Annotated in this window: 27 protein-coding genes; 18 read left to right on the top strand and 9 right to left on the bottom strand. The window is 37.2% G+C overall.

Going from position 1 to position 25577, the window contains the following annotated elements; translation table 11 throughout:
- Positions 1 to 12 precede the first annotated feature (12 nt).
- From E3U55_RS07715 to E3U55_RS17330, 4 genes are all read left to right on the top strand, one after another.
- Positions 13 to 1056, top strand: coding sequence for a FecCD family ABC transporter permease (locus E3U55_RS07715; RefSeq protein ID WP_228547501.1), 1044 nt, complete (start codon positions 13 to 15; stop codon positions 1054 to 1056).
- Positions 1057 to 1068: 12 nt separating this feature from the next.
- Complete coding sequence (locus tag E3U55_RS07710; protein WP_194840845.1) at positions 1069 to 1833, top strand: ABC transporter ATP-binding protein; 765 nt, start codon at positions 1069 to 1071, stop codon at positions 1831 to 1833.
- 68 nt (positions 1834 to 1901) lie between these two features.
- Positions 1902 to 2720: a DUF368 domain-containing protein gene (locus tag E3U55_RS07705; RefSeq protein ID WP_134339861.1), complete on the top strand. Its 819-nt coding sequence runs from the start codon at positions 1902 to 1904 to the stop codon at positions 2718 to 2720.
- 42 nt (positions 2721 to 2762) lie between these two features.
- Entirely contained in the window at positions 2763 to 2924 is a 162-nt protein-coding gene (locus tag E3U55_RS17330) for a hypothetical protein (RefSeq protein WP_153801919.1), read from the top strand.
- Between the two features lie 39 nt (positions 2925 to 2963).
- On the opposite strand, the gene E3U55_RS07700 is transcribed toward E3U55_RS17330, so the two are convergent.
- Positions 2964 to 3749 carry a histidinol-phosphatase HisJ family protein gene (locus tag E3U55_RS07700; protein ID WP_134339860.1) on the bottom strand — a complete coding sequence of 262 codons (786 nt, stop codon included), beginning with the start codon at positions 3747 to 3749 and terminating at the stop codon, positions 2964 to 2966.
- A 136-nt stretch (positions 3750 to 3885) separates the two neighbouring features.
- Between E3U55_RS07700 and hisZ the strand changes: the two genes are divergently transcribed.
- The 9 genes from hisZ to hisC all read left to right on the top strand — a co-directional run bounded on the left by hisZ (position 3886) and on the right by hisC (position 11656).
- On the top strand, positions 3886 to 5106 hold the full coding sequence (gene hisZ, locus E3U55_RS07695; protein WP_134339859.1) for an ATP phosphoribosyltransferase regulatory subunit: 1221 nt from the start codon (positions 3886 to 3888) through the stop codon (positions 5104 to 5106).
- Complete coding sequence (gene hisG / locus E3U55_RS07690; protein WP_134339858.1) at positions 5093 to 5731, top strand: ATP phosphoribosyltransferase; 639 nt, start codon at positions 5093 to 5095, stop codon at positions 5729 to 5731. Before hisZ ends, hisG begins: the two co-directional genes overlap by 14 nt.
- Before the next feature lie 6 nt (positions 5732 to 5737).
- Positions 5738 to 7045, top strand: a complete 1308-nt coding sequence (hisD, locus tag E3U55_RS07685) for a histidinol dehydrogenase (RefSeq protein ID WP_134339857.1) — start codon at positions 5738 to 5740, stop codon at positions 7043 to 7045.
- Positions 7046 to 7297: 252 nt separating this feature from the next.
- Positions 7298 to 7882: an imidazoleglycerol-phosphate dehydratase HisB gene (gene hisB / locus E3U55_RS07680; protein ID WP_134339856.1), complete on the top strand. Its 585-nt coding sequence runs from the start codon at positions 7298 to 7300 to the stop codon at positions 7880 to 7882.
- The gene (hisH, locus tag E3U55_RS07675) at positions 7883 to 8518 is read left to right on the top strand and encodes an imidazole glycerol phosphate synthase subunit HisH (protein ID WP_134339855.1); all 636 of its coding nucleotides are present in this window, start codon (positions 7883 to 7885) and stop codon (positions 8516 to 8518) included. It begins immediately after the preceding gene.
- Positions 8496 to 9209 (top strand): 1-(5-phosphoribosyl)-5-[(5-phosphoribosylamino)methylideneamino]imidazole-4-carboxamide isomerase, encoded by a 714-nt coding sequence (gene hisA / locus E3U55_RS07670; RefSeq protein ID WP_134339854.1) that lies wholly within the window; start codon positions 8496 to 8498, stop codon positions 9207 to 9209. The genes hisH and hisA overlap by 23 nt, the downstream gene beginning before the upstream one ends.
- Positions 9203 to 9958, top strand: a complete 756-nt coding sequence (gene hisF, locus E3U55_RS07665) for an imidazole glycerol phosphate synthase subunit HisF (RefSeq protein ID WP_134339853.1) — start codon at positions 9203 to 9205, stop codon at positions 9956 to 9958. Before hisA ends, hisF begins: the two co-directional genes overlap by 7 nt.
- A gap of 4 nt (positions 9959 to 9962) precedes the next feature.
- Positions 9963 to 10577, top strand: a complete 615-nt coding sequence (gene hisIE / locus E3U55_RS07660) for a bifunctional phosphoribosyl-AMP cyclohydrolase/phosphoribosyl-ATP diphosphatase HisIE (RefSeq protein ID WP_134339852.1) — start codon at positions 9963 to 9965, stop codon at positions 10575 to 10577.
- A gap of 2 nt (positions 10578 to 10579) precedes the next feature.
- On the top strand, positions 10580 to 11656 hold the full coding sequence (gene hisC / locus E3U55_RS07655; RefSeq protein ID WP_134339851.1) for a histidinol-phosphate transaminase: 1077 nt from the start codon (positions 10580 to 10582) through the stop codon (positions 11654 to 11656).
- 14 nt (positions 11657 to 11670) lie between these two features.
- Here the strand turns inward: hisC and E3U55_RS07650 are convergent, their stop codons facing one another.
- Entirely contained in the window at positions 11671 to 12144 is a 474-nt protein-coding gene (locus E3U55_RS07650; protein ID WP_228547500.1) for a GNAT family N-acetyltransferase, read from the bottom strand.
- Positions 12137 to 12784, bottom strand: coding sequence for a kinase (locus tag E3U55_RS07645; RefSeq protein WP_134339850.1), 648 nt, complete (start codon positions 12782 to 12784; stop codon positions 12137 to 12139). Before E3U55_RS07645 ends, E3U55_RS07650 begins: the two co-directional genes overlap by 8 nt.
- A gap of 157 nt (positions 12785 to 12941) precedes the next feature.
- Between E3U55_RS07645 and E3U55_RS07640 the strand changes: the two genes are divergently transcribed.
- Positions 12942 to 13154 carry a hypothetical protein gene (locus E3U55_RS07640; protein WP_134339849.1) on the top strand — a complete coding sequence of 71 codons (213 nt, stop codon included), beginning with the start codon at positions 12942 to 12944 and terminating at the stop codon, positions 13152 to 13154.
- A 22-nt stretch (positions 13155 to 13176) separates the two neighbouring features.
- Here the strand turns inward: E3U55_RS07640 and E3U55_RS07635 are convergent, their stop codons facing one another.
- The gene (locus tag E3U55_RS07635) at positions 13177 to 15282 is read right to left on the bottom strand and encodes a heavy metal translocating P-type ATPase (RefSeq protein ID WP_134339848.1); all 2106 of its coding nucleotides are present in this window, start codon (positions 15280 to 15282) and stop codon (positions 13177 to 13179) included.
- A gap of 3 nt (positions 15283 to 15285) precedes the next feature.
- Positions 15286 to 15642 (bottom strand): ArsR/SmtB family transcription factor, encoded by a 357-nt coding sequence (locus E3U55_RS07630; RefSeq protein WP_134339847.1) that lies wholly within the window; start codon positions 15640 to 15642, stop codon positions 15286 to 15288.
- 126 nt (positions 15643 to 15768) lie between these two features.
- On the opposite strand from E3U55_RS07630, the gene E3U55_RS07625 reads away from it, so the two are divergent.
- The 3 genes from E3U55_RS07625 (at position 15769) to E3U55_RS07615 (ending at position 19171) form a co-directional block, all read left to right on the top strand.
- The gene (locus E3U55_RS07625; protein WP_194840844.1) at positions 15769 to 16272 is read left to right on the top strand and encodes a GNAT family N-acetyltransferase; all 504 of its coding nucleotides are present in this window, start codon (positions 15769 to 15771) and stop codon (positions 16270 to 16272) included.
- 191 nt (positions 16273 to 16463) lie between these two features.
- Positions 16464 to 17621 (top strand): D-alanyl-D-alanine carboxypeptidase family protein, encoded by a 1158-nt coding sequence (locus E3U55_RS07620; protein WP_228547499.1) that lies wholly within the window; start codon positions 16464 to 16466, stop codon positions 17619 to 17621.
- Between the two features lie 335 nt (positions 17622 to 17956).
- Entirely contained in the window at positions 17957 to 19171 is a 1215-nt protein-coding gene (locus tag E3U55_RS07615; RefSeq protein WP_134339844.1) for a carboxylate--amine ligase, read from the top strand.
- Between the two features lie 235 nt (positions 19172 to 19406).
- On the opposite strand, the gene E3U55_RS07610 is transcribed toward E3U55_RS07615, so the two are convergent.
- The 4 genes from E3U55_RS07610 to E3U55_RS07595 all read right to left on the bottom strand — a co-directional run bounded on the left by E3U55_RS07610 (position 19407) and on the right by E3U55_RS07595 (position 23638).
- Positions 19407 to 21188: a M3 family oligoendopeptidase gene (locus E3U55_RS07610; RefSeq protein WP_134339843.1), complete on the bottom strand. Its 1782-nt coding sequence runs from the start codon at positions 21186 to 21188 to the stop codon at positions 19407 to 19409.
- A 316-nt stretch (positions 21189 to 21504) separates the two neighbouring features.
- A complete protein-coding gene (locus tag E3U55_RS07605) occupies positions 21505 to 22200 on the bottom strand; it encodes a VOC family protein (RefSeq protein WP_194840843.1) in 696 nt (231 codons plus the stop codon).
- A gap of 21 nt (positions 22201 to 22221) precedes the next feature.
- Entirely contained in the window at positions 22222 to 23217 is a 996-nt protein-coding gene (locus E3U55_RS07600) for an LLM class flavin-dependent oxidoreductase (protein ID WP_134339841.1), read from the bottom strand.
- A gap of 175 nt (positions 23218 to 23392) precedes the next feature.
- Complete coding sequence (locus E3U55_RS07595) at positions 23393 to 23638, bottom strand: GlsB/YeaQ/YmgE family stress response membrane protein (RefSeq protein ID WP_134339840.1); 246 nt, start codon at positions 23636 to 23638, stop codon at positions 23393 to 23395.
- A gap of 779 nt (positions 23639 to 24417) precedes the next feature.
- On the opposite strand from E3U55_RS07595, the gene E3U55_RS07590 reads away from it, so the two are divergent.
- On the top strand, positions 24418 to 25362 hold the full coding sequence (locus tag E3U55_RS07590) for a diacylglycerol/lipid kinase family protein (protein ID WP_134339839.1): 945 nt from the start codon (positions 24418 to 24420) through the stop codon (positions 25360 to 25362).
- Positions 25363 to 25577 lie beyond the last annotated feature (215 nt).

Raw genomic sequence — 25577 nt, 5'->3', positions numbered from 1 at the left:
GGACGTTTCTAAGTGAAAAATAGACAAAGTAAACTGTGGATTTGGTTTCCAATTTTCAGCTTAATATTATTGATGTCAATGAGTTTATCCGTGACTTTGGGGGCTGCTAATATTAGTTGGCAGCTCGTATGGCAAATCATTTTTTCTAAAATTCCAGGGTTAAACTTATTTAATCAGGCAAGTTGGTCAGCCTCCACAGAGACCATCGTATGGGACATACGATTGCCTAGGGTGCTATTAGGGGCGGTTGTTGGTGCCGCGTTAGCTTTAGCTGGTGCGATTTATCAAGGCGTATTACGAAATCCCTTAGCCGACCCTTTTATTTTAGGCGTATCGTCAGGTGCTTCATTTGGCGCTGCCTTAGTGTTTGTTTTCGGCTGGCAAGTCTTTTGGTTAGGTCAATTTACCCTTCCTGCTGTAGCCTTTTTGTTTGGTTTTTTAAGCTTATTAATCGTCTATTTCTTATCCCGTGTAAATAACAAAGTCCGTTTAGAAACCATCATATTAGCTGGTGTCGTTGTCCAGTCCTTTGTCGGTGCATGTTTATCACTAGTTTTAGCTTTATCTAATGAACAGCTACAAACTATTGTATTTTGGATGATGGGTAGTTTAGCTTTAACAGATTGGAGTTACAACCAGATTATTTTTCCAATCATTTTATCGATCTCGGTCATTTCAACCTTTTTCATTAAAGAGTTAAATATGTTGGGGTTAGGTGAAGAAGCGGCGCATCACAGTGGCGTCTCTGTTCAACGAACCAGGTTCATTCTATTAATACTAGCTTCAATTATAACGGGAGCAGCCGTATCGGTGTCTGGAGCTATTGGTTTTGTAGGTTTAGTCGTACCACACATTATAAGGTTAATGTTCGGAGCGGATTATCGAGTCGTTTTACCTTTATCTATTATCGGAGGAGCGATCTTTTTAGTTGGCGCAGATGCATTTGCCAGAACGATTCTGGCCCCCAGAGAAATACCATTAGGGGTGGTTACAGCATTTCTCGGTGCACCATTTTTCGGCTATCTATTACGTCGAGCTAAACGAGGTTACTTTTAAGGAGGAATACCTTTGCTAGATTTACAGAATGTAAGTAAAACAGTTGATGAGAAGCCTATTGTTAATCAGGTATCTTTTTCTGTACAAAAAGGGAAGAGTATTGGGTTGATTGGTCCGAATGGTGCAGGTAAATCGACTATCGTAAAGTTAATATCTGGTCTTGAAAAGCCTACTAATGGATTAATTCAATTGATGGGAAAAGATGTGCAACAATGGTCAGTTAAAAAGCTCGCTCAACACACAGCTGTCCTTACACAGGAAGGGTTATCTCCTTACCCAATCACAGTTTTTGATGCAGTATTGATGGGGCGATACCCACATCTAGGATTTTTTCAACGTGAAGGAAAAAAAGATTTTGACCTAGTCGAGCACGTACTTGAAACGACTGGACTAACGGCGTTTAAAGATCAAATGTTAGATACGTTAAGTGGTGGGGAGCGTCAACGTGTAGCTATCGCTAAGGCCATGGTCCAGCAACCACAAATGTTGCTATTAGATGAACCAACCACTTTTCTTGATATTGGACACCAAAAAAATATATTGAATTTAGTTAAGGATTGGCAAAGACGTGATGGCTTAACTGTATTAATGGTTTTACATGATCTGAACTTAGCAGCTCAATTTTGTGATGAACTGATTCTGATGAATAAAGGTAAAGTGGTGGATATTGGTTCGAGTGAACAAATTATCGCTAAAGAAACCTTGGAACAAGTCTATCACGCAAACCCTGAAATCATTCGTCATCCAAAATCCAATATTCCCCAAATTTTATTATAGTTTTTATTCGTAAAAATCAGCTTGTCTAGTATAATGATTAGTAGATTTAAATGAAATGGGGAAAAGAAATGATTGAATGGAGAAATTTGTACCGTGGTTTAATCATGGGCTCAAGTGATGTTGTCCCTGGTGTGAGCGGTGGCACAATGGCAGTTTTACTTGGTATCTATGAACGTTTTATTGAAGCATTAAACGGAATTTTATCAAAAGAATGGAAGAAACATATAGGTTTCTTATTGCCTCTGGCTATTGGTATAGTTATCGCAATGGTCTCACTTGCCGAGGTCATTAACTGGGCATTTGAAAATTATCCCAATCAAACTCTATTTTTATTTCTTGGATTAATTGCAGGAGTTATTCCATTTTTAGCTCATAAGTCGAATTATAAAGAGACATTTAAAGGCACTCATTATTTTCTGCTTATATTAGCTGCTATTTTGGTAGGTTCAATGGCGTTATTTGGTGATGGCCCAGCAGAAACTGAACCAATAACTTCTTTCAGCACAGACACTTATATTAAACTTTTCTTCTCTGGATGGCTGGCAAGCTCTGCGATGATATTACCTGGCATTAGTGGATCTTTCTTGCTTTTATTAGTCGGGATGTACAGTACATTTACACATGCACTTGGAAACTTTATTTTTGAAGCCCTTATCCCACTTGGATTAGGAATTGTTTTAGGACTACTCATCATGAGTAAAATTTTAAGGTATCTATTTGATCGTTACTACTACCAAACATACGCATTAGTGATCGGCCTTGTGGTCGGGTCGTTGGCCGTTGTTTATCCAGGTCTTGAATCTGATATGATGCTAAACGTGTTGAGTGCTATTACATTTATTATTGGATTACTAGCTGCCTATGGCTTAGGCAGACTTGAATATTAAATATGATTGAACCCCTTCCTTGAGTTAGGAAGGGGTTGTTTTTTGCCTAGAAGTGACAATAGATTTGTGTTTTTCTTTAAGAGTAGTGGTTTAATTTTTTTACTAGAAAGTTCAAGTGTGTTACTAGACAAAGTGGCCAAAGTACTAGACAGAATCAGTGATTTACTAGACAAAATTCCGGTTTTACTAGAAACTTTAGTTTAACACTAGAAAATAGTGACTACATAAGGTGAAAATTATCGTTTACAGCTTGTGAAACTCAACTTCACGATTTTTAAAAGTCGATACATATTTAAATCCAATTTCTCTTAGCAATTCGTAAGCTTCATCAATACGATCTCCCACACGTTCAGGGCGATGGGCATCTGAACCGACTGTGATAATTTCTCCACCCATATCATAATACAGTTGAAGAATATCTTTGCTTGGTAACAGTCGATTCATATAGTATTTGTAACCTGATGTATTAATTTCAATACCTTGTCCTCTTGGAATAATCGTTTTAAAAATTTCCTCCATGACTTCATGAAAATGGTGAACACCATCCTCATATTTGTAGCGTGTGACTAAATCAATATGGCCTAAAATACTGAATTGATCAAAGCGCTTCACGCAATCTAAAAGCTCTGAATAATATTTTTCGTATGCTTCATCCAGTGTGCAACCTTCAAACAACCTTCCAGAATGTAAATCTTTTTTGTCGGTTGTGTGCATCGATAGAATAATGAAATCGAATGAATTTGCTTTAACTAAATCTTTGTATTGTTTAACTAGGTGAGGTTGTATGCCAAGCTCAATACCCTTTCTGATATCCAGCTTTCCCTCATATTGCCTCCTTGCTTTTTGATAAGCCTCTTCATATTTATTAAGGTCAACATCGAATACAATTGATGTGTCTGGATAATCATAATCAATGTGGTCTGTAAAACATATTGATTGTAAACCTTGCTTAACCGCAGCTTCAGCCATCTTTTCCATTGGCGCTTTACAATCTGCAGAAAAAGTAGAATGCATATGGTAATCGTGCATTAATTCTCATCCTTTCTTGCGCATCTTAAGACAAATTTTAATACCTTGACAGACGCATGTACACCCATTAGAATGTTAAACAACAACTTTATTATGATAAAGTGATAAACAAATAGAGTGATAAAGGGAGTTGTCTATGCAATTCGGAAAACAATTGCCGCAAGGTGTAGCAGATCTTTACTCCAATGATTATGAAAATAAAGAATACATCATCAAACAAATCAATCAACTAACTAAACTGTACGGTTTTAAACCTATTCAGACACCGACTTTTGAATATTACGATTTATTCATGAATATGCCGGGAACTTTGGATCCTGATCAAATGATTAAGTTAATTGATCACGATGGAAAAATATTAGTTTTACGTCCGGATGCGACTGTTCCTATTGCGAGAATGGTTGCAAATTCCAATCAACCATTAGAAGTTGAGAAGTTGTCATACGTCACTAATATTTTTCGTATGCAAAATGGAGAATCAGATGTGTTCTCAAGATCCTTTACTCAACTCGGAGTTGAATGTTTCGGTAAGAAAAATCGTTATGTTGATGTAGAAATGATTGCATTAGCGATTGAAACTTTAAAAACAGTCGGATTACAACGTTATCAAATTGACTTGGGTCAGGCTAAATTTTTTCAAGCATTAATGGACGAAATTAATCCAACTCCTGAATTACAACGAGAGATTCAAGAAAAACTTGAGCAAAAGAATGAATTTGAGTTAGAGCAAATCCTTAATGAAAATCATGTAAATGAAAAAGCTAAGCAGGTTTTAACACAATTGACCTATTTATTTGGAAACCCACGCGAAGTCATCAAAAAGGCAAAACCATTAGCACTCAATTCAGATATGTTACAAGCTATCAATGAACTTGAATGGATTGTTGAGCAGATTAATGGATTAGGTTTAAGTGAGTATATTTCCATTGATTTGGGGCTCGTAAATAACCTGAATTACTACACGGGTGTAATGTTTCAAGGTTTTGTACATGATTTTGGTCGGTCAGTCATACAAGGTGGTCGCTATGATTCATTAACAGAACAATTTGGAATTAAAGTAGACGCAATTGGTTTTGGGGTTTATTTAGATCAATTGATTGATGTTCTGGATCAACAAGACATCTCCTTAAAAAATGACACGGCAATGATAAATGTTAAGAGTCAAAACTCTATTTATGCTTTTCAAGTTGCAAATGAATTACGCCGGAACGGATATGCGGTAAATCTATTTGATCAGAAAGCTAGTATCTTAATAGATTTGGATGAAAAATTAATATCCAATCATAAAGGGAATAGAACTTTTGATGGTTCAGATGATTTACTTAAAAAGGTAGGGCAGTTTTATGGAGAAAATTAAAATAGCATTAACAAAAGGTCGATTAGCTGAAAAAAGCCTTAAAGTGTTTGAGGCTATCGGCATTAATTTCTCAGCTTTTTATAAGGATAGTCGAAAATTAATACTACCTAGTGATTGTGGACAATACGAGATGATTCTTGTAAAAGCATTGGATGTCGCTACCTATGTAGAAAACGGTGCAGCTGATATAGGAATCGCGGGGAAAGATACCTTATTAGAAGCCAATGCCAACGTATTTGAGCTAGTAGATTTAGGTTTTGGAAAATGCCGTTTTGCGGTAGCCGGTTCACCCGGTTTCGACATTGAGCGTGCTGTTAAGCTATCTGTGGCTACGAAATACCCGAGAGTAGCTACTGAGTACTTTCAGCAAAAAGGAAAACAAGTTGAAACCATCAAATTAAATGGGTCAGTTGAGTTAGCTCCTTTAGTAGGATTATCTGATGTAATCGTTGATATTGTTGAAACAGGACGCACGTTAAAAGAGAATGGTTTAGAAGTTTTAGAAAACATGCACTCCATTAGTGCCCGCCTGGTTGTGAATAAAGCGAGTTATAAAACGAAAAGTGAAACGTTGCAACCTTTTGTTGAAGGAATTAAACAGGCCATCACTGTTTCGGAAGGGTGATTTCAAATGGATATTCTATCAATTAAAGAAACGGATATATATCAAATCGTTGAAGGAAGAAAGCAACGTGAAAGTGATGATTTTCAACAAGTCGATCAACGGGTCGAAGAGATTGTTAAACGTATTCGGTCAGAAGGAGAAAAAGCTGTCCTTCAATATGTAAAAGAATTGGATGGGGTTGAACTAAATTCATTACATGTTACGAAGCAAGAAGTGGAAGAAGCTTTTAATTCTGTTAAAGAAGAATTGAGTGAAATACTACAAGAGGCCAAGAACAATATTGAGAGCTACCATCAGCATCAAAAGGAACAATCTTGGTATACCAATCAACAACCTGGGATATGGTTAGGCCAACAGGTGACACCGATTGAACGTGTAGGGGTCTATGTGCCAGGCGGGAAGGCGGCTTACCCTTCAACGGTATTAATGAACGTCATACCAGCCAAAGTAGCCGGGGTTGAAGAAATTATTGTAACGACTCCAGTTGGAGAGGATAGAAAAGTTAATCCACTAACAATTGTTGCAGCAACAATTGCTGGAGCAGATCAAATACTCAAGGTTGGCGGGGCTCACGGGATTGCTACATTAGCTTATGGAACCGAGAATTTTAAAGCCGTAAATAAAATTACCGGTCCAGGTAACGCATATGTTGCACGTGCTAAAAAGTACGTCTTTGGAGATGTTGGCATTGATATGATTGCAGGGCCAAGTGAAGTTTGTATTTTAGCCGATGAGAATGCATATTCAGAATATGTTGCAGCAGATTTATTAGCTCAAGCTGAACATGATGAATTGGCTTCAGCCATATTAGTAACAGATTCACACCAATTAGCAACTCAAGTACAAAAAGCGTTGAAAGAGCAGATGGAGGGTTTAAATCGTCAATCCATTTTACAGCATTCAATCTTAAATCAAAGTGCAATTTACGTTGTAACTAATATGGATGTCGGGTTTCAACTCGTTAATGAATTAGCACCAGAGCATTTAGAGTTGCTGGTCGACCAGCCATTTGAACAGCTGTCTCGAATAAAAAACGCCGGAGCTATCTTTTTAGGCGAATATTCTCCAGAACCATTAGGCGATTATTGGGCAGGTCCAAATCACACGTTACCTACCAGTGGTACTGCGAAGTTTTCTTCTCCATTAGGCGTATATGACTTTATGAAAAAATCGAGTGTTATTTATTATGATCAGAAAGCTTTAAATAGTGTTGGAGGAAAAATTCAACGCTTTGCGAACGAAGAAGGTTTAGACGGCCACGCCGCATCTATTCGAAAACGTTTGAAGAAAATGTTGGATATATTTTCGAATTGATATCAAAAATGTTTGTGCACGATAATTATTGATGTAGACGAAGAGCGAAAGGCGGTGACTCCTGGTCGACTAAAAGCGGCCACGTCCTGTGGCCAAAGCCGACACTTGAGCGTCCAGCTCTTCGCGGGAACAGCACGAGTCCGAAGACCCCGCAGACCGGTTTTGGGTCGAGGAGGCTGAGGCCGTGCCCGCGGAAAGCATCCGCCTGTAGCGTTTCGGTAGAAACCAATATAAATGGGCAGAGGTGATTTCATGCGACAGGCGACAATTAATCGTGATACGACAGAAACAAAAATAAAATTAAACTTCAATCTGGACGATTCCAGTCAAACTAAAATTGACACTGGAGTGGGATTTTTTAATCATATGCTGACATTATTTGCAGCCCATGGCCAGTTCGGGTTAAATTTAAAAGCTAATGGTGACTTAGATGTTGATGCCCATCATACGGTAGAAGATGTTGGAATTGTTCTGGGGCAAGCATTTAAAGAAGCAATTGGTGATAAAAAAGGAATCAAACGTTACGCATCTGATTTTACACCGATGGATGAGTCGCTAAGTTTAGTATCGATCGATGTCTCCAACCGTCCCTATTTAGTATTTGACGTTGATGGCCTGTCTGAAAAGGTCGGTACCTTTGACACAGAATTAGTTGAAGAATTTTTCAGAGCCTTTATTAACCAGGCTGGTGTCACATTACACATTAAACTAATGCACGGGCAAAATAGCCATCACATCATTGAGTCTATTTTTAAAGGGTTTGGTCGAGTGCTAAATGAAGCGACATCAGTGGTTAACCCAGATGGAGAAGTTCCATCAACGAAAGGAACGTTATAAGTGATTGCGATTATTGATTATGGTGCAGGCAATTTAAAGAATGTTAAACACGCTCTGAACCTTTTAGGGATTGAGTCCACTATAACAGATAAGCCAGGTGATTTAAGTACTGCTGATGGCTTAATTTTACCTGGTGTTGGCGCATTTGGTGAAGCCATGAATAGGCTTAGAGATAAAGGGTTTGTTGAAGCAATCCGTTCTGAAGCTGGCAATGGTAAACCTCTGTTAGGTATCTGTCTGGGGATGCAGCTACTTTTTGATAAGAGTTACGAACATGGTGAGCATCACGGTTTAGGGCTTATTTCAGGTGAAATCAAAAGGTTCGAAACAAAACTTAAGGTACCTCATATGGGGTGGAATCAAATCGTAGTATCTGAACATTTTCAAGAACACAATATGGCCAAAGGTTTGAATGATGGTGATTATGTTTATTTCGTACACTCACTATTTGCAAAAACCAATGACCGGAATGATGTTTTATTCTCGACAGAATACGATCAAACATTCACATCAGCTGTGATGAGAAATAATATTATAGGCATGCAATTTCATCCAGAAAAAAGCTCAACAGTTGGTATGCAATTATTGAAAAACTTCGGGGAGATGGTGACGCGTGAACGTATTTCCAGCAATTGATATAAGAAGTCAACAAAGTGTCCGGCTACTGCAAGGCGATTATCAACAAGAAACACAGTATGGTAAACCAGTTGAGATGGCTAAGCGATGGGTGGAACAAGGTGCACAATATTTACATGTTGTTGATCTAGATGCTGCAAAAGGCGACCCTACAAATAACTTAGAAGTCATTAGACAAATAGTTAATGTTATTGACGTTCCCATACAAGTTGGAGGCGGTATTCGTTCAAAAGGCCGTATTAAAGAGTTGCTTGACCTCGGGGTTGAACGCGTCATACTCGGAACGGCAGCGGTTAAAGAACCTAATTTTGTTAGAGAGATAGTCCAAGAGTATGGTGCTCGTGTTGTCGTATCTATTGATGCACGAGATGGTTTTGTTGCAACAGATGGATGGACGGAAACATCGACTGTTCGTGCACTAGACTTTGTAAAAAAACTTGAAGGCGTTGGAGTGAAAACAATCGTTTATACAGATATATCGAAAGATGGTATGCTTCAAGGTCCTAATTTTCACGAACTGAAGATGATGAATGACGCAACTTCCATTGATGTCATTGCTTCAGGGGGCGTGACAAGTTTAGAGGATATTCAAGCTTTAAGTGGTATGAAGCTTTATGGAGCAATAATCGGAAAAGCACTTTACGAAGGAAAAATTGACCTGAAGCAAGTCATGGAGGAAGTTTCATGTTAGCAAAACGAATCATACCTTGTTTAGATGTTCGCAATGGGCGTGTGGTTAAAGGTACGCAGTTTAAGAATATACAAGATGTGGATGACCCAGTTGCTCTTGGTAAAAGGTACAGCGAGCTCGGTGCCGATGAATTGGTGTTTTATGATATTACAGCGTCACATGAGAAACGTTCAATTTTTCTAGGTGTGGTTGAGAGGGTAGCTGAAGAAGTTCACATTCCTTTTACTGTAGGCGGAGGTATTAGTTCAGTTGATGATTTCCGTACCGTATTAAATGCTGGAGCAGATAAAGTGTCAGTAAATAGTGCAGCCGTAAAAAATCCGAATCTAATTCAGGAAGCAGCTAAACGATTCGGCGATCAATGTGTTGTGTTATCGATTGATGCGATGAATGTAGACGGTGATTGGAAGGTGTTCGTTCACGGTGGTCGAAAAGACACCGGACTTGAACTCTTTGAGTGGGCTAAAGAAGGTGTTAATCGTGGAGCTGGAGAGATCGTCTTGAACGTTATGAACGCTGACGGTGTTAAAACAGGGTATGACGTTGAGGCTACGAGCCGCTTAGCAGAGTCCGTAAATGTACCAGTAGTAGCTTCAGGTGGAGCAGGACAAAAAGAACATTTTCTAGATGTGTTAAAGAGTGGAGTAGATGCAGCTTTAGCAGCATCAGTTTTCCACTTTGGTGAAATTGAAATCCAAGATTTAAAAACATACTTATCAAACAATGGTTTACCAATTAGGTTAGGGTGATTTGATGGAATTTAAATTTAATAACGATGGATTAATCCCTGCAGTTGTTCAAGATTATAGAACTGGGGAAGTATTGATGCTCGCTTATATGAATGAAGAAGCTATTCAAAAAACAAAAGAGACAAAGACTTCCTGGTTTTACAGTAGAAGCAGACAAGAGCTATGGAATAAAGGCGCAACCTCAGGGCATACACAAACTGTAAAGAAAATGAGCTATGACTGTGATGAAGATACGATTTTACTTCAAGTCGAGCAAAAAGGTGCGGCCTGCCATACTGGAGAGCGCAGTTGTTTTTATCGTGATATTGAATTAGGTGAAGAGCCCACCTTTAAGCGTGATGTTGTTAACCAAATTTATCAATCCATTATCGATCGTCAAGAAAATCCTAAAGAAGGCTCCTACACCAATTATTTATTTGATGAAGGCATTGATAAGATTTTGAAAAAGGTTGGAGAAGAAGCTGGTGAAGTGATTATTGGTGCTAAAAATGATGATCACGAAAACCTGGCTATGGAGATAGCCGATCTGACCTATCACATCTTAGTGTTACTAGCTGAAAAAGGTATGCCTGTAGAACGAGTGAAAGAGGAGTTAACCAAAAGAGTGAAAGGGGAATAATCATGAGCAGGTTCTGGAGCAGTACGGTGAAAAAAACGAAACCCTACGTGCCTGGGGAGCAACCTATTGATACGGATATTATAAAATTAAATACCAATGAAAATCCTTACCCACCATCACCATATGCTATCGAGGCTATGCGTGAAGCGGTAGGAGAAGATTTAAGAAAATATCCAAGTCCGACTGTTGATGATTTACGTCAAGTGATTGCCGAACGCGAGGGCGTAAATGCCAGTAATGTTTTTGTTGGTAATGGGTCTGATGAAGTTTTAGCTTTTGCTTTTCAAGCATTTTTTGAGCCGAATGAGGCGATTAAGTTTCCAAAAATCACTTATAGCTTCTATCCAGTATACGCAAGACTCTATAACATTCCTTACCAAACAGTCGCTTTAAATGACGATTTCTCTATAGACCTTGAAGGTATGTGTGATTCAATCGGTGGGGTAATCTTTGCAAACCCAAATGCTCCAACAGGTCGTTCTTTGTCATTAGAAGAGATTGAAAAAATTGTGAGTCACAACTCAAACCAGGTTGTCATTATTGATGAAGCATATGTAGCGTTTGGCGCAGAAACCGCTGTTCCATTAACCAAAAAGTATCCGAACGTTTTAATCACTCGTACGTTATCCAAATCTCATGCCTTAGCTGGTATTCGGCTCGGGTATGTCATTGGGAATCCTGACCTGATTGAAGGGCTAAACCGAATTAAAAACTCATTTAACTCTTATACAATTAACCGTGTAACTTTAAAAGGGGCAGAAACTGCATTAAAAGACAGTGATTACTATGACCAAGTTATTTCGCAAATAAAATCTACAAGAGAGTGGACGCGTCAAAAGCTAAAAGAACTTGGTTTTGAAGTATTACCATCAGATGCAAATTTCCTTTTTGTGAAGCCTAAGCAGATAGAAGCTAAGAAGCTCTACCAATCATTGAAAAATGAAAAAATCTATGTACGTTATTTTGAAAACTTAAAGGACTATATACGGGTTTCAATTGGGACAGAGGAAGAGATGAAGATTTTTGTTGAAAAATCAAATCAAATATTAACTTCTTTACACATGAAAGGGCCTAAATAATGGCCCCTTTTTATTTATAGTCTGGTCAATTCCCAGTTTATAAAGCGATTTTTTTCTTTAACTTTTACCATATCTATTTTCTCCATTATCCTTATCGACGGTTTATTACTAGCATGGCATTCAGCCTTAATTGTAGTTACTTGCTCCGATGAAAATGCCCAGTTAATTAACCCTTTAATAGACTCGGTTGCATAACCAAAACCCTGTGAGTGTGGTAAAATACCACCTCCAATTTCCACTTGGAAATCAACAGGTTTTCCTTTAAATCCGATATCTCCAATCATGTTATCATTGGTTTTAGTTATAACTATCCAAACGCCCCATCCCACTAAATCAGGGTCATAATCCAGGTTGTCTAGATAAGATTTGATGTGAGGACGTATTTTATAGTGATCAGATCTACTTGATAAAAAATCTCTTGTACATGGAACGATTCTTAACCTTTCAGTTTGTACTTCCACGGTTTTCACCTTTCTATATTTAGTCATAACTTTTCCACGTTATTTGATGATAGCTATTAATTGAAAAATCCGCTCTTTTTAACGGATTTACATGATTTAAGTAATGATCTTCACCTTGCCAATAGCGTCGCTTGTACTTATACAACCGTTCTTGATAGTCACCAATATATGTGTCTCGGTTCAGCGCACGTTCAAATCTAATCTCTCTTGGACAATCAATGTAAACAACGTAATCAATATAAGGCAGCCACTCTTCTCTCTGCAAGAAAATCCCTTCAATTAAAACCAGTTCGCTAGAATTGATATTGACGGTTTTGTACAATGTTGTATCAGTTGAATGATTATAAAAAGGCAAAGTCAATTTTGATTCGTTGTGTAATGCCTTAAATAATTTTTGTTGCAATAATTTAACATCCCATTGAAGGTAATAGTATTCATACCATTCTTCATAGCCTGTGTTGTATCGATGCTTCCGCTCAACAATATGATCATCTATGTGAAATATGGCGACAGAAATATTCCTTTTAGTAAGTTCATTTTCAATTTGATTAGAAATGGTCGTTTTTCCAGCTCCGCTTAACCCATCAATCGCAACAATAAAGGGACGTTTTTGTTTGTAATTCTTATGTTCATCTAAGATTCGATGAATTAATTGTTGATCAATCATTCATAACACACCTTATTAAAAAATAAAGCTATTTTTATACTTCTCTGAAAGTTTAACATAGTTAGTGAGGTTAAAATATGTCAAGAACTTAAAATGTATAAGAGTTTGGTGTTATTTAAATAATATCTTTAACCTTAAATTTTCAGGAGGTGAAAAGGTGGATAAAAAAGACGAACGTGACCAAGCGGATATTAATGTAAAATTAGGTGGAATGGCCGTTTATGGTACCACCTCTAATAAAGCAATTGGTGGGTATAAAGCTTCTGGTGATATAGAAAAAGCAGGGAAGTTAGATGAATTTGAAAAACCCGAAGAAGCGGATCGACAATCAGACGCTTCTATTAAAGCTGGAGAAAAAGAACAGTATTAAACAAAGAATCCAACTAGCTGAGCTAGTTGGATTCTTTGTTTTTGATTAATCTTAAGGCATTAAGTGTGACAAGTAGTGTCGCACCCATATCAGCTAAGATTGCAATCCAAAGCGTCAACCAGCCTGGAATTACAAGTAGAAGTGCTAATATTTTTAAGCCTAAAGCAAATCCAATATTTTGTTTTATAATATTTAACGTGCGACGACTAAGACGAACAGTGAATGGAAGTTTTTCTAAATCGTCACCCATTAACGCAATATCTGCAGTTTCAAGTGCGGTATCTGTTCCGGCGCTTCCCATTGCTATTCCTACGTCGGCTGTTGCTAATGCTGGAGCATCGTTTACACCATCACCAACCATGGCAACTTTCCCGTATTTTTGACTTAGCTGTTTAATTTGTGTTTGCTTATCTTTTGGTAATAAGTTTGCTAAATATTCTTTAATACCAACTTTTTCAGAAATGGTTCGAGCAGTTTTTTCGTTATCACCAGTTAGAAGTATGGAATGTTTCATTCCTAATTGATGAATTTGTTCTAGCATGTTTTTAGACATATCACGAACGTCATCTGCAATCGCAAATAGTCCAATCAATGTATCATTTTTACTCATTAACACCACTGTGTGACCTTGTTCTTGTAAACCTTCAACTTCGTTTAGAGTGTCTGAGCTTAACCCTTCAAACATTGCCGGACTGCCAATTTTATATGAATCACCGGTGATGGTTCCAATGATGCCTTTTCCTGTGACGGATTGGAATTCGTCTACTTCAAGCTCAGTTACGTTAAACTGATGAGAATAGTTGATCACTGCTTTAGCTAATGGATGCTGAGATTGGTTTTCCAGAGCATAAGCAAGGCCATGGAAATCTTCATCACTTATGGAGTCATCAAATTTAATTACTTTTTGTACGACAGGTTTTCCTTGAGTAATGGTACCAGTTTTATCAAAAGCAATAGCATTAATATGCCCTAATGCTTCTAAGTAGGCACCACCTTTAACGAGAACACCATTTCGAGCCGCACTACCAATTGCTGTAACAACTGCCACAGGCGTTGATACGACTAGGGCACAAGGACAACCGACCACTAAAACTGCTAGGCCTTGGTATAACCATGTTTCAAAACCAGCGTCAAAGAAGAGTGGTGGAATGACCGCAACTCCTAAAGCAATTAACATAATAACCGGTGTATAGTAAGCTGCGAATCGATCGATAAATTGCTGCGCAGGAGCTTTTTCGTTTTGCGCTTCTTCAACTAAATGAATGATCTTAGCAAGAGTCGTATCTTTAACGAGTTTAGTCGTACGAATTTCTAAATAGCCTTCTTCATTTAATGTACCGGCAAACACTTCATCCTCTAAGGTTTTAAAGACAGGTACAGATTCACCTGTAATCGCTGCTTGATTAATGGATGATTCACCTTTAGAAACGACACCATCAACTGGAATTTTTTCCCCAGGCTTAACAATCACAATATCGTTAATTTGTATATCGTCCACATTAATCTCTTGTTTCTCGCCACCTCGAATAACATTAGCTGTCTTAGGGGCAATTCCCATTAATGATTTAATCGAGTTTCTCGCCTTATCCATAGAATAAGACTCTAAAGCTTCACTTACAGCAAATAAAATAACGACGGCAGCACCTTCAATCCATTCTCCAATTAAGGCTGCCCCAATGACGGCAATGGTCATTAGCGTCTTCATATCAAAGCGGAGCTTCGTTAAGTTCTTAAACCCTGCAATGAATAAACGATGTCCTCCAGTCACAATGGAAATAATAAATGTACCGATTGTAACTGGGTGTTCAGCACCTAATTGAGTGTGAAATACAATTCCAAGTGCTAAAAACATTAGTGAAGTAACGATATTTCCATTTTCTTTAACGTAATCCCAAAATGATTTTTGGGGTGCATCTTCGTATTCTTTAGTAATTTTTAAGTTCTCAAATGAACCTGCTTTTTCTAAATCTTCAATGGTTGCTGAGCCGCTAACGGTAATTTTGGATGCACCAAAATTAACATCAGCATTCTCAACGCTAGAAATTTCTTTTACATTATTTTCAAACGTCTTCGCACAGTTCGTACAAGACATTCCCTGAACGTAAAAGCTTTGTTCTTTTTCCCCCATAACTTATTCCTCCAGTTCCTCTTGGTGCTCGATTGCGATCTTAATTAAATCGTGAACGTGGTGATCGTCGAGCGAATAATAGACATTCTTACCGTCTTTTCTTATTTTGGCTAAACCGTGTTTCTTCAATGTACGTAAATGATGGGAAGCAGAAGCGACAGATGTATCTGTAAGCGCTGCAACGTCACATACGCATAATTCTTCTTGAACCGTTAATGCGTGAGCGATTTTAACTCGTGTAACATCGCTGAGTACTTTAAACAATTGACTTACTGATTTGACAGGCACTTCTTGTAATGAAGAGTGAACGTTTTGTAACTCTTCTTCAGTTACTGCAGAAGTACAATTTGGTAATTTCATAATTGTAATCCTCTTTTCATTCAAATCATCGTTTGAATATATTATATTCAAATATACGTTTGAATGTCAAACAATTGCAGGTCCATTTTTTATAGAATAAAATTAATTAAAGAAAGAGGTGACCATATGATCCGAGAAGGGTGTTTCGAAGATTTAGAACAAATTGAAATAATCATACAGAAAGCTAAGAAAATGATGTTATTAGAGGGCAATGATCAATGGAATGAGGATTATCCAACAAAAAAACATTATGAGAGTGATTTACATAATGGTAAGTTGTATGTTTATGAAGAAAATGGAAGACTATTGGGGATAGCTTGTATTGATGATCAAGGGCATCATGAATATGATGGAATCGATTGGAAAATATCTAAAAAGCCGTATTTATGTATAAAACGTTTAGCGGTGAATCCAGATACTCGTCAACGCGGAGTAGGGTTAGCCTTTTATCAATACGCAGAAGAATTGGCTAAAAAACGTAAATTCCCTTCACTAAGAACTGATACGAATGGTTCGAATAAAGCAGCTTTACGTCTATTTGAAAGAGCAGGTTACTCATATGCTGCTTCTGAATCGCACGGTCATTTTAAAGAACCTTTTGTGTATTATGAGAAAAATGTTGGTCAATAATAAGTAGGCATTAAATAATTGAATAATCATATTCAGTATAGTTAGAGCCAAAATTTGGCTCTTTTTTCATGTATTACAATATTTCTATTATTATTTACATAAAAAAATTAAGGATATATGTTGCATTGCGCTCATAGAGGGTTAGATTATATAATTTAAGTGTTGTACTAGACGTTTAAGGGGTTATCAGCTTGAAAAAGACAATACTATTTATTTCACTCATTGTATTATTTTTATCAAACAATATATATGCACAAGAACAACAACAAAAACTATTATTAAACAGTGAAGCAGTTATATTAATAGATGCAAATACTGGAGAAGTACTCTACGAGAAAAACAGTGATCAGGTCATGTTTCCTGCAAGTATTACTAAAATATTAACTGCCATCATTGCAATAGAAGAAGGTAACCTTAATGATAGTGTGACGGTAAGCGAAAACGCTCGTCAAACAGGTGGTACAAGAGTGTACCTGGAACCTGGTGAACGTGTTACGTTAGACAAATTAGTCAAAGGACTACTTTTGAACTCTGGTAATGATGCTGGTGTCGCTATTGCAGAACATATGGATGGAAGTGTTGAAGCCTTTGCGAGACGTATGAACCGATTTGTTGACGAAAAAATAGGGTTCAATCATTCAAATTTTGAGAATCCACATGGTTTATATGATGAAGATCATGTCACTACTGCAGAAGATATGGCTAAAATTACTCAATACGCCATGGAGAACCCTAAGTTTAGAAAAATTGCTGCGACTAAATCATTGAAATGGGATGGCGAAGGATGGGATACAGTTATTTATAATCACCACCGATTAGTCAGGCAACGAGATGATGTTACAGGCGTGAAAAATGGTTTTGTTGGCCAGGCTGGTTTTACACTCGTAACGTCTGCAACCAGAGACCATATTGATTTGATAGCTGTGACGCTAAAAGCTGATACAGCTGATCTTTCTTATGTAGATACAGAACGTTTACTTGAATATGGTTTTGAAAACTTCCAGACTTATTCAATCTCAGCTACAGGTGAAGTTTTCAATGAAGGCACGATGGAATATGTTTTTAATGAAGATTTAACATTTACAGCGTCTAAAGGTGAAGAGATTTCTGAAGATGTGAATAACGGCGAATTAATTGTAAAGAACAATGAAGGTGAGCTTTTAGTCGAACAGCCTTTGACACAAGTTCAAAAGCCAGAGAAGGAAGAGAAGGTTAAAAAGGACGTTAAAGCCTCTCAAGTGAATGGTGTTAGTTCTGTTAACGCATTTATGGTTATATTAGCTCTGGGCTTAGTCACTTTCTTCATCATCAAAACCAGAAATAGACGAAAGAAAAGGTTTTTTTATTAATAAAAGTAAGTTAGGCTGTCGAGAAAACTTCGGCAGCTTTTTTGGTTTAATGTTGTTAGATATGAAATATTGGTGAGACGCAGGATGCACCTACGTCTACTTGTAACGCTCCGTAGTAAGCTTCCTCGGTGAAAAGGTGCAATGAAGCGAATTCATTGAAGTTCCTTAGTTGAGGCCGTGCCCGCGGCAAGCGTCCGCCTGTAGCGATTTGTGGAATCAAAAACAATAATTACACAGTCGTTTTATTAGAAACCACACTTTACTTACCTCGATTTTTGTCGTTTTAACTGATAAAATAAATTTATTATAAAATACAACATTTCACGGAGGAACCTATGCAGCCACAACCTTTTATACCTATTATTATTGGAACAGATATGAATGCATATAATATGGCTATTTCATTTCATGAAGCCTATAACATACATCCAATTCTTATCGGAAAAGAACCGATGTCTTTCACGAAATTTAGTACCATCCCTCAGACAATCGAGTATCACTCAGATTTATGGGAGAAAGAATCATTTGTTAAAGTCATGTCCGAAATAGCAGAGAAGTATCATGACCCTAAACGAAAATTATTACTTGTTGGCACAAATGATTTTTATGTCCGTTTAATTATTGAGAATCAGGAAGAACTAAGTAAGTGGTTCGTCTTTAACTATATGGATGAAGAGTTAATGAATAATCTATTAGTTAAGAAGAACTTTTATGAGTTGTGTAAAGAGCAGGGACTGGACACACCTACAACATATTTTTATGATTGTTCAAATCCAACTACTTTTGAGGAAGAGGTTCAATTCCCTGTTGTCATTAAACCAAGTGATGGCGTTGAATATTATAAAAATAAATTTGATGGCCAACGGAAAATTTATCGCGTAGATTCATATGAAGAAATTCAATCTGTAATAGACAAAGTTGTAGCGAGCGGTTATAAAAAAGATCTAATTATTCAAGATTATATCCCTGGTGATGATACATATATGTGGGATTCCATCTTCTATTTGAGCAGTAAAGGTCAAGTTCAATTAGGCACTTTAGCGCAAGTTGTCCTGCAAGAACATACAGCAACTGCCATTGGAAATTATACAGCATGTATCACTAGATATGATGAAGAACTTTTACAGAAGCTACAAAACTTCCTCAAAAATATAGGTTATAAAGGTTTTGCGAACTTTGATATCAAATATGATGAGCGTGATGGGAAATACAAGGTGTTTGAAGTGAATATAAGGCAAGGACGATCTAGTTATTATGCTACTCAATGTGGACATAATATGGCTAGCTATTTTGTAGATGATGTTATTTTTGATAAGACGAAACCCTTAACATGGTTAGATACGCATTTTCTTTTTACAGTGGTCCCAAAAAGAGTTTTAAAAGTTTTTGTGAAAAATAAAGAAATTAATAAAGAAGTTCGCCGATTAATTAGGAAGAAAAAATGGGGTAACCCTATGTTTTACAAAGGGGATAAAAGTTTTAAACGTAAATTATATCTCATTCTACGACAGTTTAACTACTATCGTAAATATAAAAAGAATCAATGGTAGAAAAACAAACCAGTTATGAATAAAAAATCATAGCTGGTTTGTTTTATTTGAACGAGGCCACTCGCCGTTATGGATCAATGACTAGTCACTTCATGTTGTTATTAGGTCGTTGTCTCGCCGAAATAAAAATTGACTCGCTGTTACGCTTGAACTCTCTCCATTTTACAAGAAAAACTCGCCACAAATAATAAAAGAGGCCTAAGCCTGTATAAATCAGGACATAGACCTCGTAAAATTACTCAGTTAAGCTTAAGTATTCTTTTACATCATTCTTGCAAAGCTCAATACCTTTTTCCCAGAACGCTACTTGAGTAATATCTTCACCTAAGTGTTTCATTGCTAAGTCTTCAACTGTCATAACTGCAGTATCACGAAGTAAAGCCATGTACTTTTCTTCATAGCTTGTGCCTTCTTCAAGCGCTTTTGCATAAATACTTAGCGAGAAGAGGTACCCAAAAGTGTACGGGAAGTTATAGAACGGTACACCTGTGATATGGAAGTGTAACTTGTTCGACCAGTAGCTAGGGCTTGTTGAGTTTACTGCTCCACAATAAGCTTCGCGTTGAGCTTCGTCTGTTAACTCATTTAAGCGACTTGCTGGAACAAAACCATTCTTACGCTCTTCATAGAAACGCGTTTCAAATAAGAAACGTGAGTGGATGTTCATGAAGAATGCCACACTACGCTGTAATTTATCTTCTAATAGAGCGATTTTTTCTTCTTCAGAATCAGCTTGTTTTACTGAAGCATCAGCAACGATCATTTCAGCAAAAGTTGAAGCTGTTTCAGCAACGTTCATAGCATAGCGGCGATTTAATGGATGAACACCTTTTAATGCATACGAGTGGAAGGCATGACCTAGTTCGTGAGCAAGTGTCGCCACGTTAGACATGGAACCACTGTATGTCATAAAGATACGAGACTGGTTATTTAACGGAAATCCAGTACAGAAACCACCTGGGCGTTTACCAGGACGATCTTCAGCTTCGATCCAAGCATCTTCAAACGCTGTTTTTGCGAATTGCGCCATGATCGGGCTGAACTTCTCAAAGTGTTCTAAAATAAATTCTGCACCCTCATCATAAGAAAGTTTTTTCTTGTTTTTCTGAGTTGGTGCACCAAGATCGTACCACTCTAGTTTTTCTTTACCTAGTAGTTTAGCTTTGCGGTTTAAATATTGTACAAATGTATCTTTGTGTTTAGTAATAGCGCCCCACATCGCATCTAGAGTTTTTTCCTGCATGCGGTTAATATCTAAAGGCTCTTTTAAAACATTATTCCAACCACGTTTTTTATATGTGTTTAGACGGAAACCAGCTAAATGGTTTAATGTTTTAGCAAAAAGGTTTTCTTTTTCCTTCCAGGCAGCTTCTAATTTTTCATAAGCTTCTTTTCGAATGTTAGGGTCTTCGTGTGATAACAAGTTGTTCGCCTGACCTACAGATAATTCTTTACCATCAACTGTTACTGACATTTCACCAACAATTGTGTTGTACATTTGCCCCCAAGCATGGTATCCATCAACGGATAAAGCAGAAATTAGAGCTTCTTCATCCTCTGATAACTGCTCTTGAGCTTGTGTACGCCATTCATTCAAGATGAATTCAAATTCACTTAACTTATCAGAATTAAGCAGTTCGTTCCAGACCTTTTCATCAGTTTTAGAAAGCTTTTGTTTTAGTACATTAAAAGTAGAACCATATAAAGCAGACATTTCAGTAACTTCGCTGCGAAGAGCACTTGCTTTACTATCACTCATGTCTTGAGCTTCTAAACAACTAATGAAAGCACCTGCTTGGCGCATTTTTTGACCGATATCGGATGCTTCTTCCAAAGCTTCAGCCACATGACTTGCGTCAGAAACTGAAGTAGGTGTTTCAAATGATTTTAGCTTTTCAGCGTATGTATGAAGTTGATTTTTTGTTTGTTCCAAATGTTTACGAAGTTGAGGTGATTCACTGCCACCTTCAAAAAAGACATCTAAATCCCAAACTACAGGGTATGCTGTTTTACTCATGCGATAACCTCCTAATGGCTTCAAAATTTTTTGACAATTTCATTTTTATTATATCACATGAAAAACTTCGGATAAAGAATATTTCGGAAGTAGAAATAAAAATATTTATCAGCGGGTAAAATGTGCGGAAAGCGGTGCTGAAACTCCGGAAAACCGATTGTAAGCTCCGGAAAAAGTCCGATTTTAAGGTTCTTCGGCAAAAATTTGTCCGGATGAGCTGAAAAAAGCTCCAGAAAGGGCCATTTTTTGTCCGGAAAACTATCTGAAAACTATGTGGTACCATGAAGAAATCCAAACTGCTCATTCAGTTCGGATTTTAATAAGAAGATTTAAATTTAATTAAATTAAATTTAAATCGAGCTTCTATTCCTCGGCCTTTACTAACGAACAATTTACCATTCTCTAATGGCCACTCATATCTGGATTTCGATTGCATAGGATCACCTAGTTGATAGATTTCCTGCATTCGACTCGCAAATGCTTCAGGGTTTTGCGAGTGAATCGTCACATTATTAAACTCACTTGGATTAAGATCTGCTTCATCTGTTGGAATATTACCCTCACCATTCCATTCGATTAAAAAGGGCAGAGGTTCTGCATCAAAATTATATTTTGGAAACAACATTTTCCATTCTAAAACCGATCCGTCTGGACGTGTACGTTGACCAGGGAAAGGCCCGTCATACTCAATGCCTTTTTCATTAAAATAGTTAAGATAATCATCCATATTATTAATTCTTAATGCGAATTGAATCGGCCCTTCTTGTTCTTTACTTTTTGAGTGAAAGGCATGTTGGATGAGCGGATTATCTGATTGTTCGGCTTGTTCATCGTTTTCAATCCCTAACCATTCAATGTAAGCATTGTTTTTATAAAAAGCCAGGTGATTAAATGTTCCCCAAAGACTATGTTTCCCACCAGGAACTCCAACCTGGTTATGGGAAGAAGAAAAAATCTCCTGGTGTCTGACTGGATCATTTGAATAAATAACTAAGTGATCAAACGCAATCATCATAGACACTCCTTATTACATTTACATATTAAATGCTTTTGCGAGTTTCGTGTAAGACTCTAATCGTTTATCAAACGGACTTACAATTACATTGACCATCACTTCGTTAACATTAAATAAATCTGCCAAGTACTCAATTTGTTGTTTAACACTTTCGGCGTCTCCGACAATCATTCGTTTTCTGTTTTCCCTAATCGCTTCCATCTCATACATGTTGTATTTGTTCTGACTTGCTTCCTCAGGCGTTGGAAAATATTCGCGGATTTTACCTTGGTTAAGCAGAAGTAGGGCTTGGTCTAAGCTTGATGCTAAAAATTCAGCATCTTCTTCTGTATCTCCAACGACCGCAAAAACAGCTATACTAGCATGGGGTTCTCTCATTAATGGTGAAGGAATAAAACTGTTGTAATACCTTTCAACCGCAGATGGATGACCATCGCCATTGATAAATTGTGCAAAAGTATATCCCGTACCAAGTTGGCCAGCTACAGAGGCACTGCCGCCACTAGACCCTAGCAGAAACACTGGTGGCGTGGAGTCACCTTGAGGTGTTGCTTTCACTTGATAGCCTTCTGGCGAGTTACCAACTAAATAATCAATAAGATGTGAGACTTGGGTAGGGTAGGTTTGCACATCTGGGTACTGACCACGGTTGAGTGCATAATTAACTCCTGGCATACCTCCTGGTGCACGGCCTATTCCTAAATCAATACGATCCGGATAAAGTCCTTCTAAAACCCGGAATGTTTCTGCCACTTTATATGGGCTGTAGTGTGGAAGTAAAACACCACCGGTTCCAACTCGTATTTGATTGGTATTTGCAGCAACCGAAGATACTAATATCTCTGGAGCAGACCCAGCCAAGCTCTTAGTACTGTGATGTTCACTCATCCAAAAACGTTTATATCCTAATCGATCCACGTGTTTAGCCAAATCAATGGTTTGTGCTAATGCATCACGTTCATTATGACCTTGTAAAATAGGTGATTGATCTAATACGCTAAGTTCTATTGACATAGTCGACACCTTTCTGTCTCGAGGTTATGAATACAATTGTTTGATATATATAATAAAAATTCAATTGATATGCATATAGCAGTGGAGATAGACAGTTAAAGGTAAGCTTTATCCGAATGTAAAGATACAAATAGAAAAATAGCCCTAATAGGTGGTTCTATTAGGGCCTCTTGTATTATTTAATTGCTTTTAATACAAGACTTAGGATCGCAACAAAGATTAATGCACCTAGTATGGCTGGTATGATATAGAATCCAGCAATAGCTGGACCGAATTGGCCAAATAATGCTGAGCCAATCCAAGCACCAATGATACCTGCAACAATATTTCCTATAATGCCACCTGGTGTACCACCAAGCATTGCTCCTGCAATCCAACCGATTAACCCACCAACAATTAAAAAGATAATAAGTTCTAACATCTCTAAATCTCTCCTTTACTTAAGAGTTGTTTATACTATACCCATATTTTTCAAAAGCCAAAACATACCAAAAAGTGCTTAATAAAAATATATAAAGTTAAATTTAGAAGGAACCGCTTTGGTAGTAGGAGGAATCAGCAGGGCACAAATAGCTGTCGAATTATCTGAAGTAAAACAAACTTATTTGGCTGTTGGGCATCAACTAACCTCCCCTCCTCTATAAATGTTTCAAAAAAGTGTTTTTTGGTGGTTTGATAAATTAGTAAACTTAAAGCTAATAATCGCTCTATAATTGGAAGAATGGTTCAAAGAGAAGGGGATCCTCTACTCGGTTTTGAATTAAAGAAAGCAATGAAGAAAAATAGAGTCACTTTGAAGAGCAGGGTGATAAATGCAGACAATAATCAAGTATATTTTGATAATCACTCAAATCTCGAGGTGAACAATATTATATGGGCGACAGGGTTTACCCCAGAATATTAGTGGTTACAAATAGATGGAGTCTTAGATTATAGTGGAAAGTCATCCATGTTAGAAGGGGTTTCAACGATAGACGGTTATACTTTATTGGGTTACCTTGGCAATATCGTCGTGGTTCTGCTTTATTACAAGGTGTGGGTTATGATGCACGATATATAGTTAATTCAATCACCGTTAATTGTCTAAATTTAAATGATAAAAGAAACTTGGATAATTTTAATTATTTAATAGTAAATAGGTAGGATAATGTTTGAGCTAGATTAATTAAAGGTAAAATAATTATTAGTAGAGGTGGTTGGATGGTTTATGAAAAAGTTATTTTATTAATAAATGAAGAAAAACCAAATGACGAGAAACAAAAGCTAATGCAACAAGTCATGCCGATCCTTGGGCCACATATAGGAGAATTAATCTTAAAACAAGCTCCTTCAGAAGAGAAATTAAAACAAGTATGCCAAAACTACCACGATGTTGACTTATTTATTGTTTATGGTGGAGATGGAACGGTTCATCTTGTTATTAATGAGTTTGGACAGATGGAAGACCCACCTAAATTAGCGATATTACCTGGTGGAACTTGCAATGATTTTTCAAGAGTGTTAGCGATTCCTCAAAATCTGAAAAAAGCTGCGGAAACGATATTGAATAATCAGTCTCAGCCAATAGATATGGCTTCGATTAATGACAATTATTTTCTGAATTTCGCTGGTGGAGGGTTAATCGCAGAAACCTCTGAAAATATTGATGATCAATTAAAACAATCCTTAGGGAAAGTCAGTTACTTTTTAAGTGCGATCCAACAATTTCAACAAAGTAATTCAATGAAATTTCATGTGACTGTTGATGATGAAGTCATTGAGGAAGAAGCGGTTATGGTACTCGTCATGAATGGATATTTCGTAGGAACACATCAATTCCCGTTGCCGAGCATCTCGGTGCAAGATGGTTATTTTGATGTCATTTTTGTTAAAGAATCCAATCTGCAAACTATTAGAGATTGGTTCAGCCTATCGAATAAAAGCGGAAGAGCGAATGAGCAAGGGCAAATTAAACATGTACAAGGTAAGCATATAAAGATTCAGACAGAAGACGCTAAAGAAATTGATACAGATGGAGAAATCTACCTAGAAACTCCTATTGATATTAAAGTTATGAGTAAGAAATTGAATATGATTGTAGGAGAAGGATTTAAAGAGGCTGGGACAAAACCCAGCAACATAAAAAATCGTGGGACTCCATCGTAATGATGAATCCCACGATTTTTTTATATTTTTGTAATTTTTACATAAACAAAAAGGATCCCCTTTGATAGAATTAAAGTAACCACACCATAATCCCAAGGAGGATCCTTATGTTTAAAGATTATAACATGAATCAAGTGGTTTTGCCTTTAGATTTAGAAATAAAACTAGACAAAAATGATATCGCCTATACTGTAAATGATTTGGTTGAACAGATG

The sequence above is a fragment of the Filobacillus milosensis genome, from assembly GCF_004402015.1.
In the GTDB taxonomy this organism is placed as follows: Bacteria; Bacillota; Bacilli; order Bacillales; family Alkalibacillaceae; genus Filobacillus; species Filobacillus milosensis.
The sequence above is the reverse complement of the archived record's forward strand: the minus strand, read 5'-3'. Positions and strand labels throughout refer to the sequence as shown.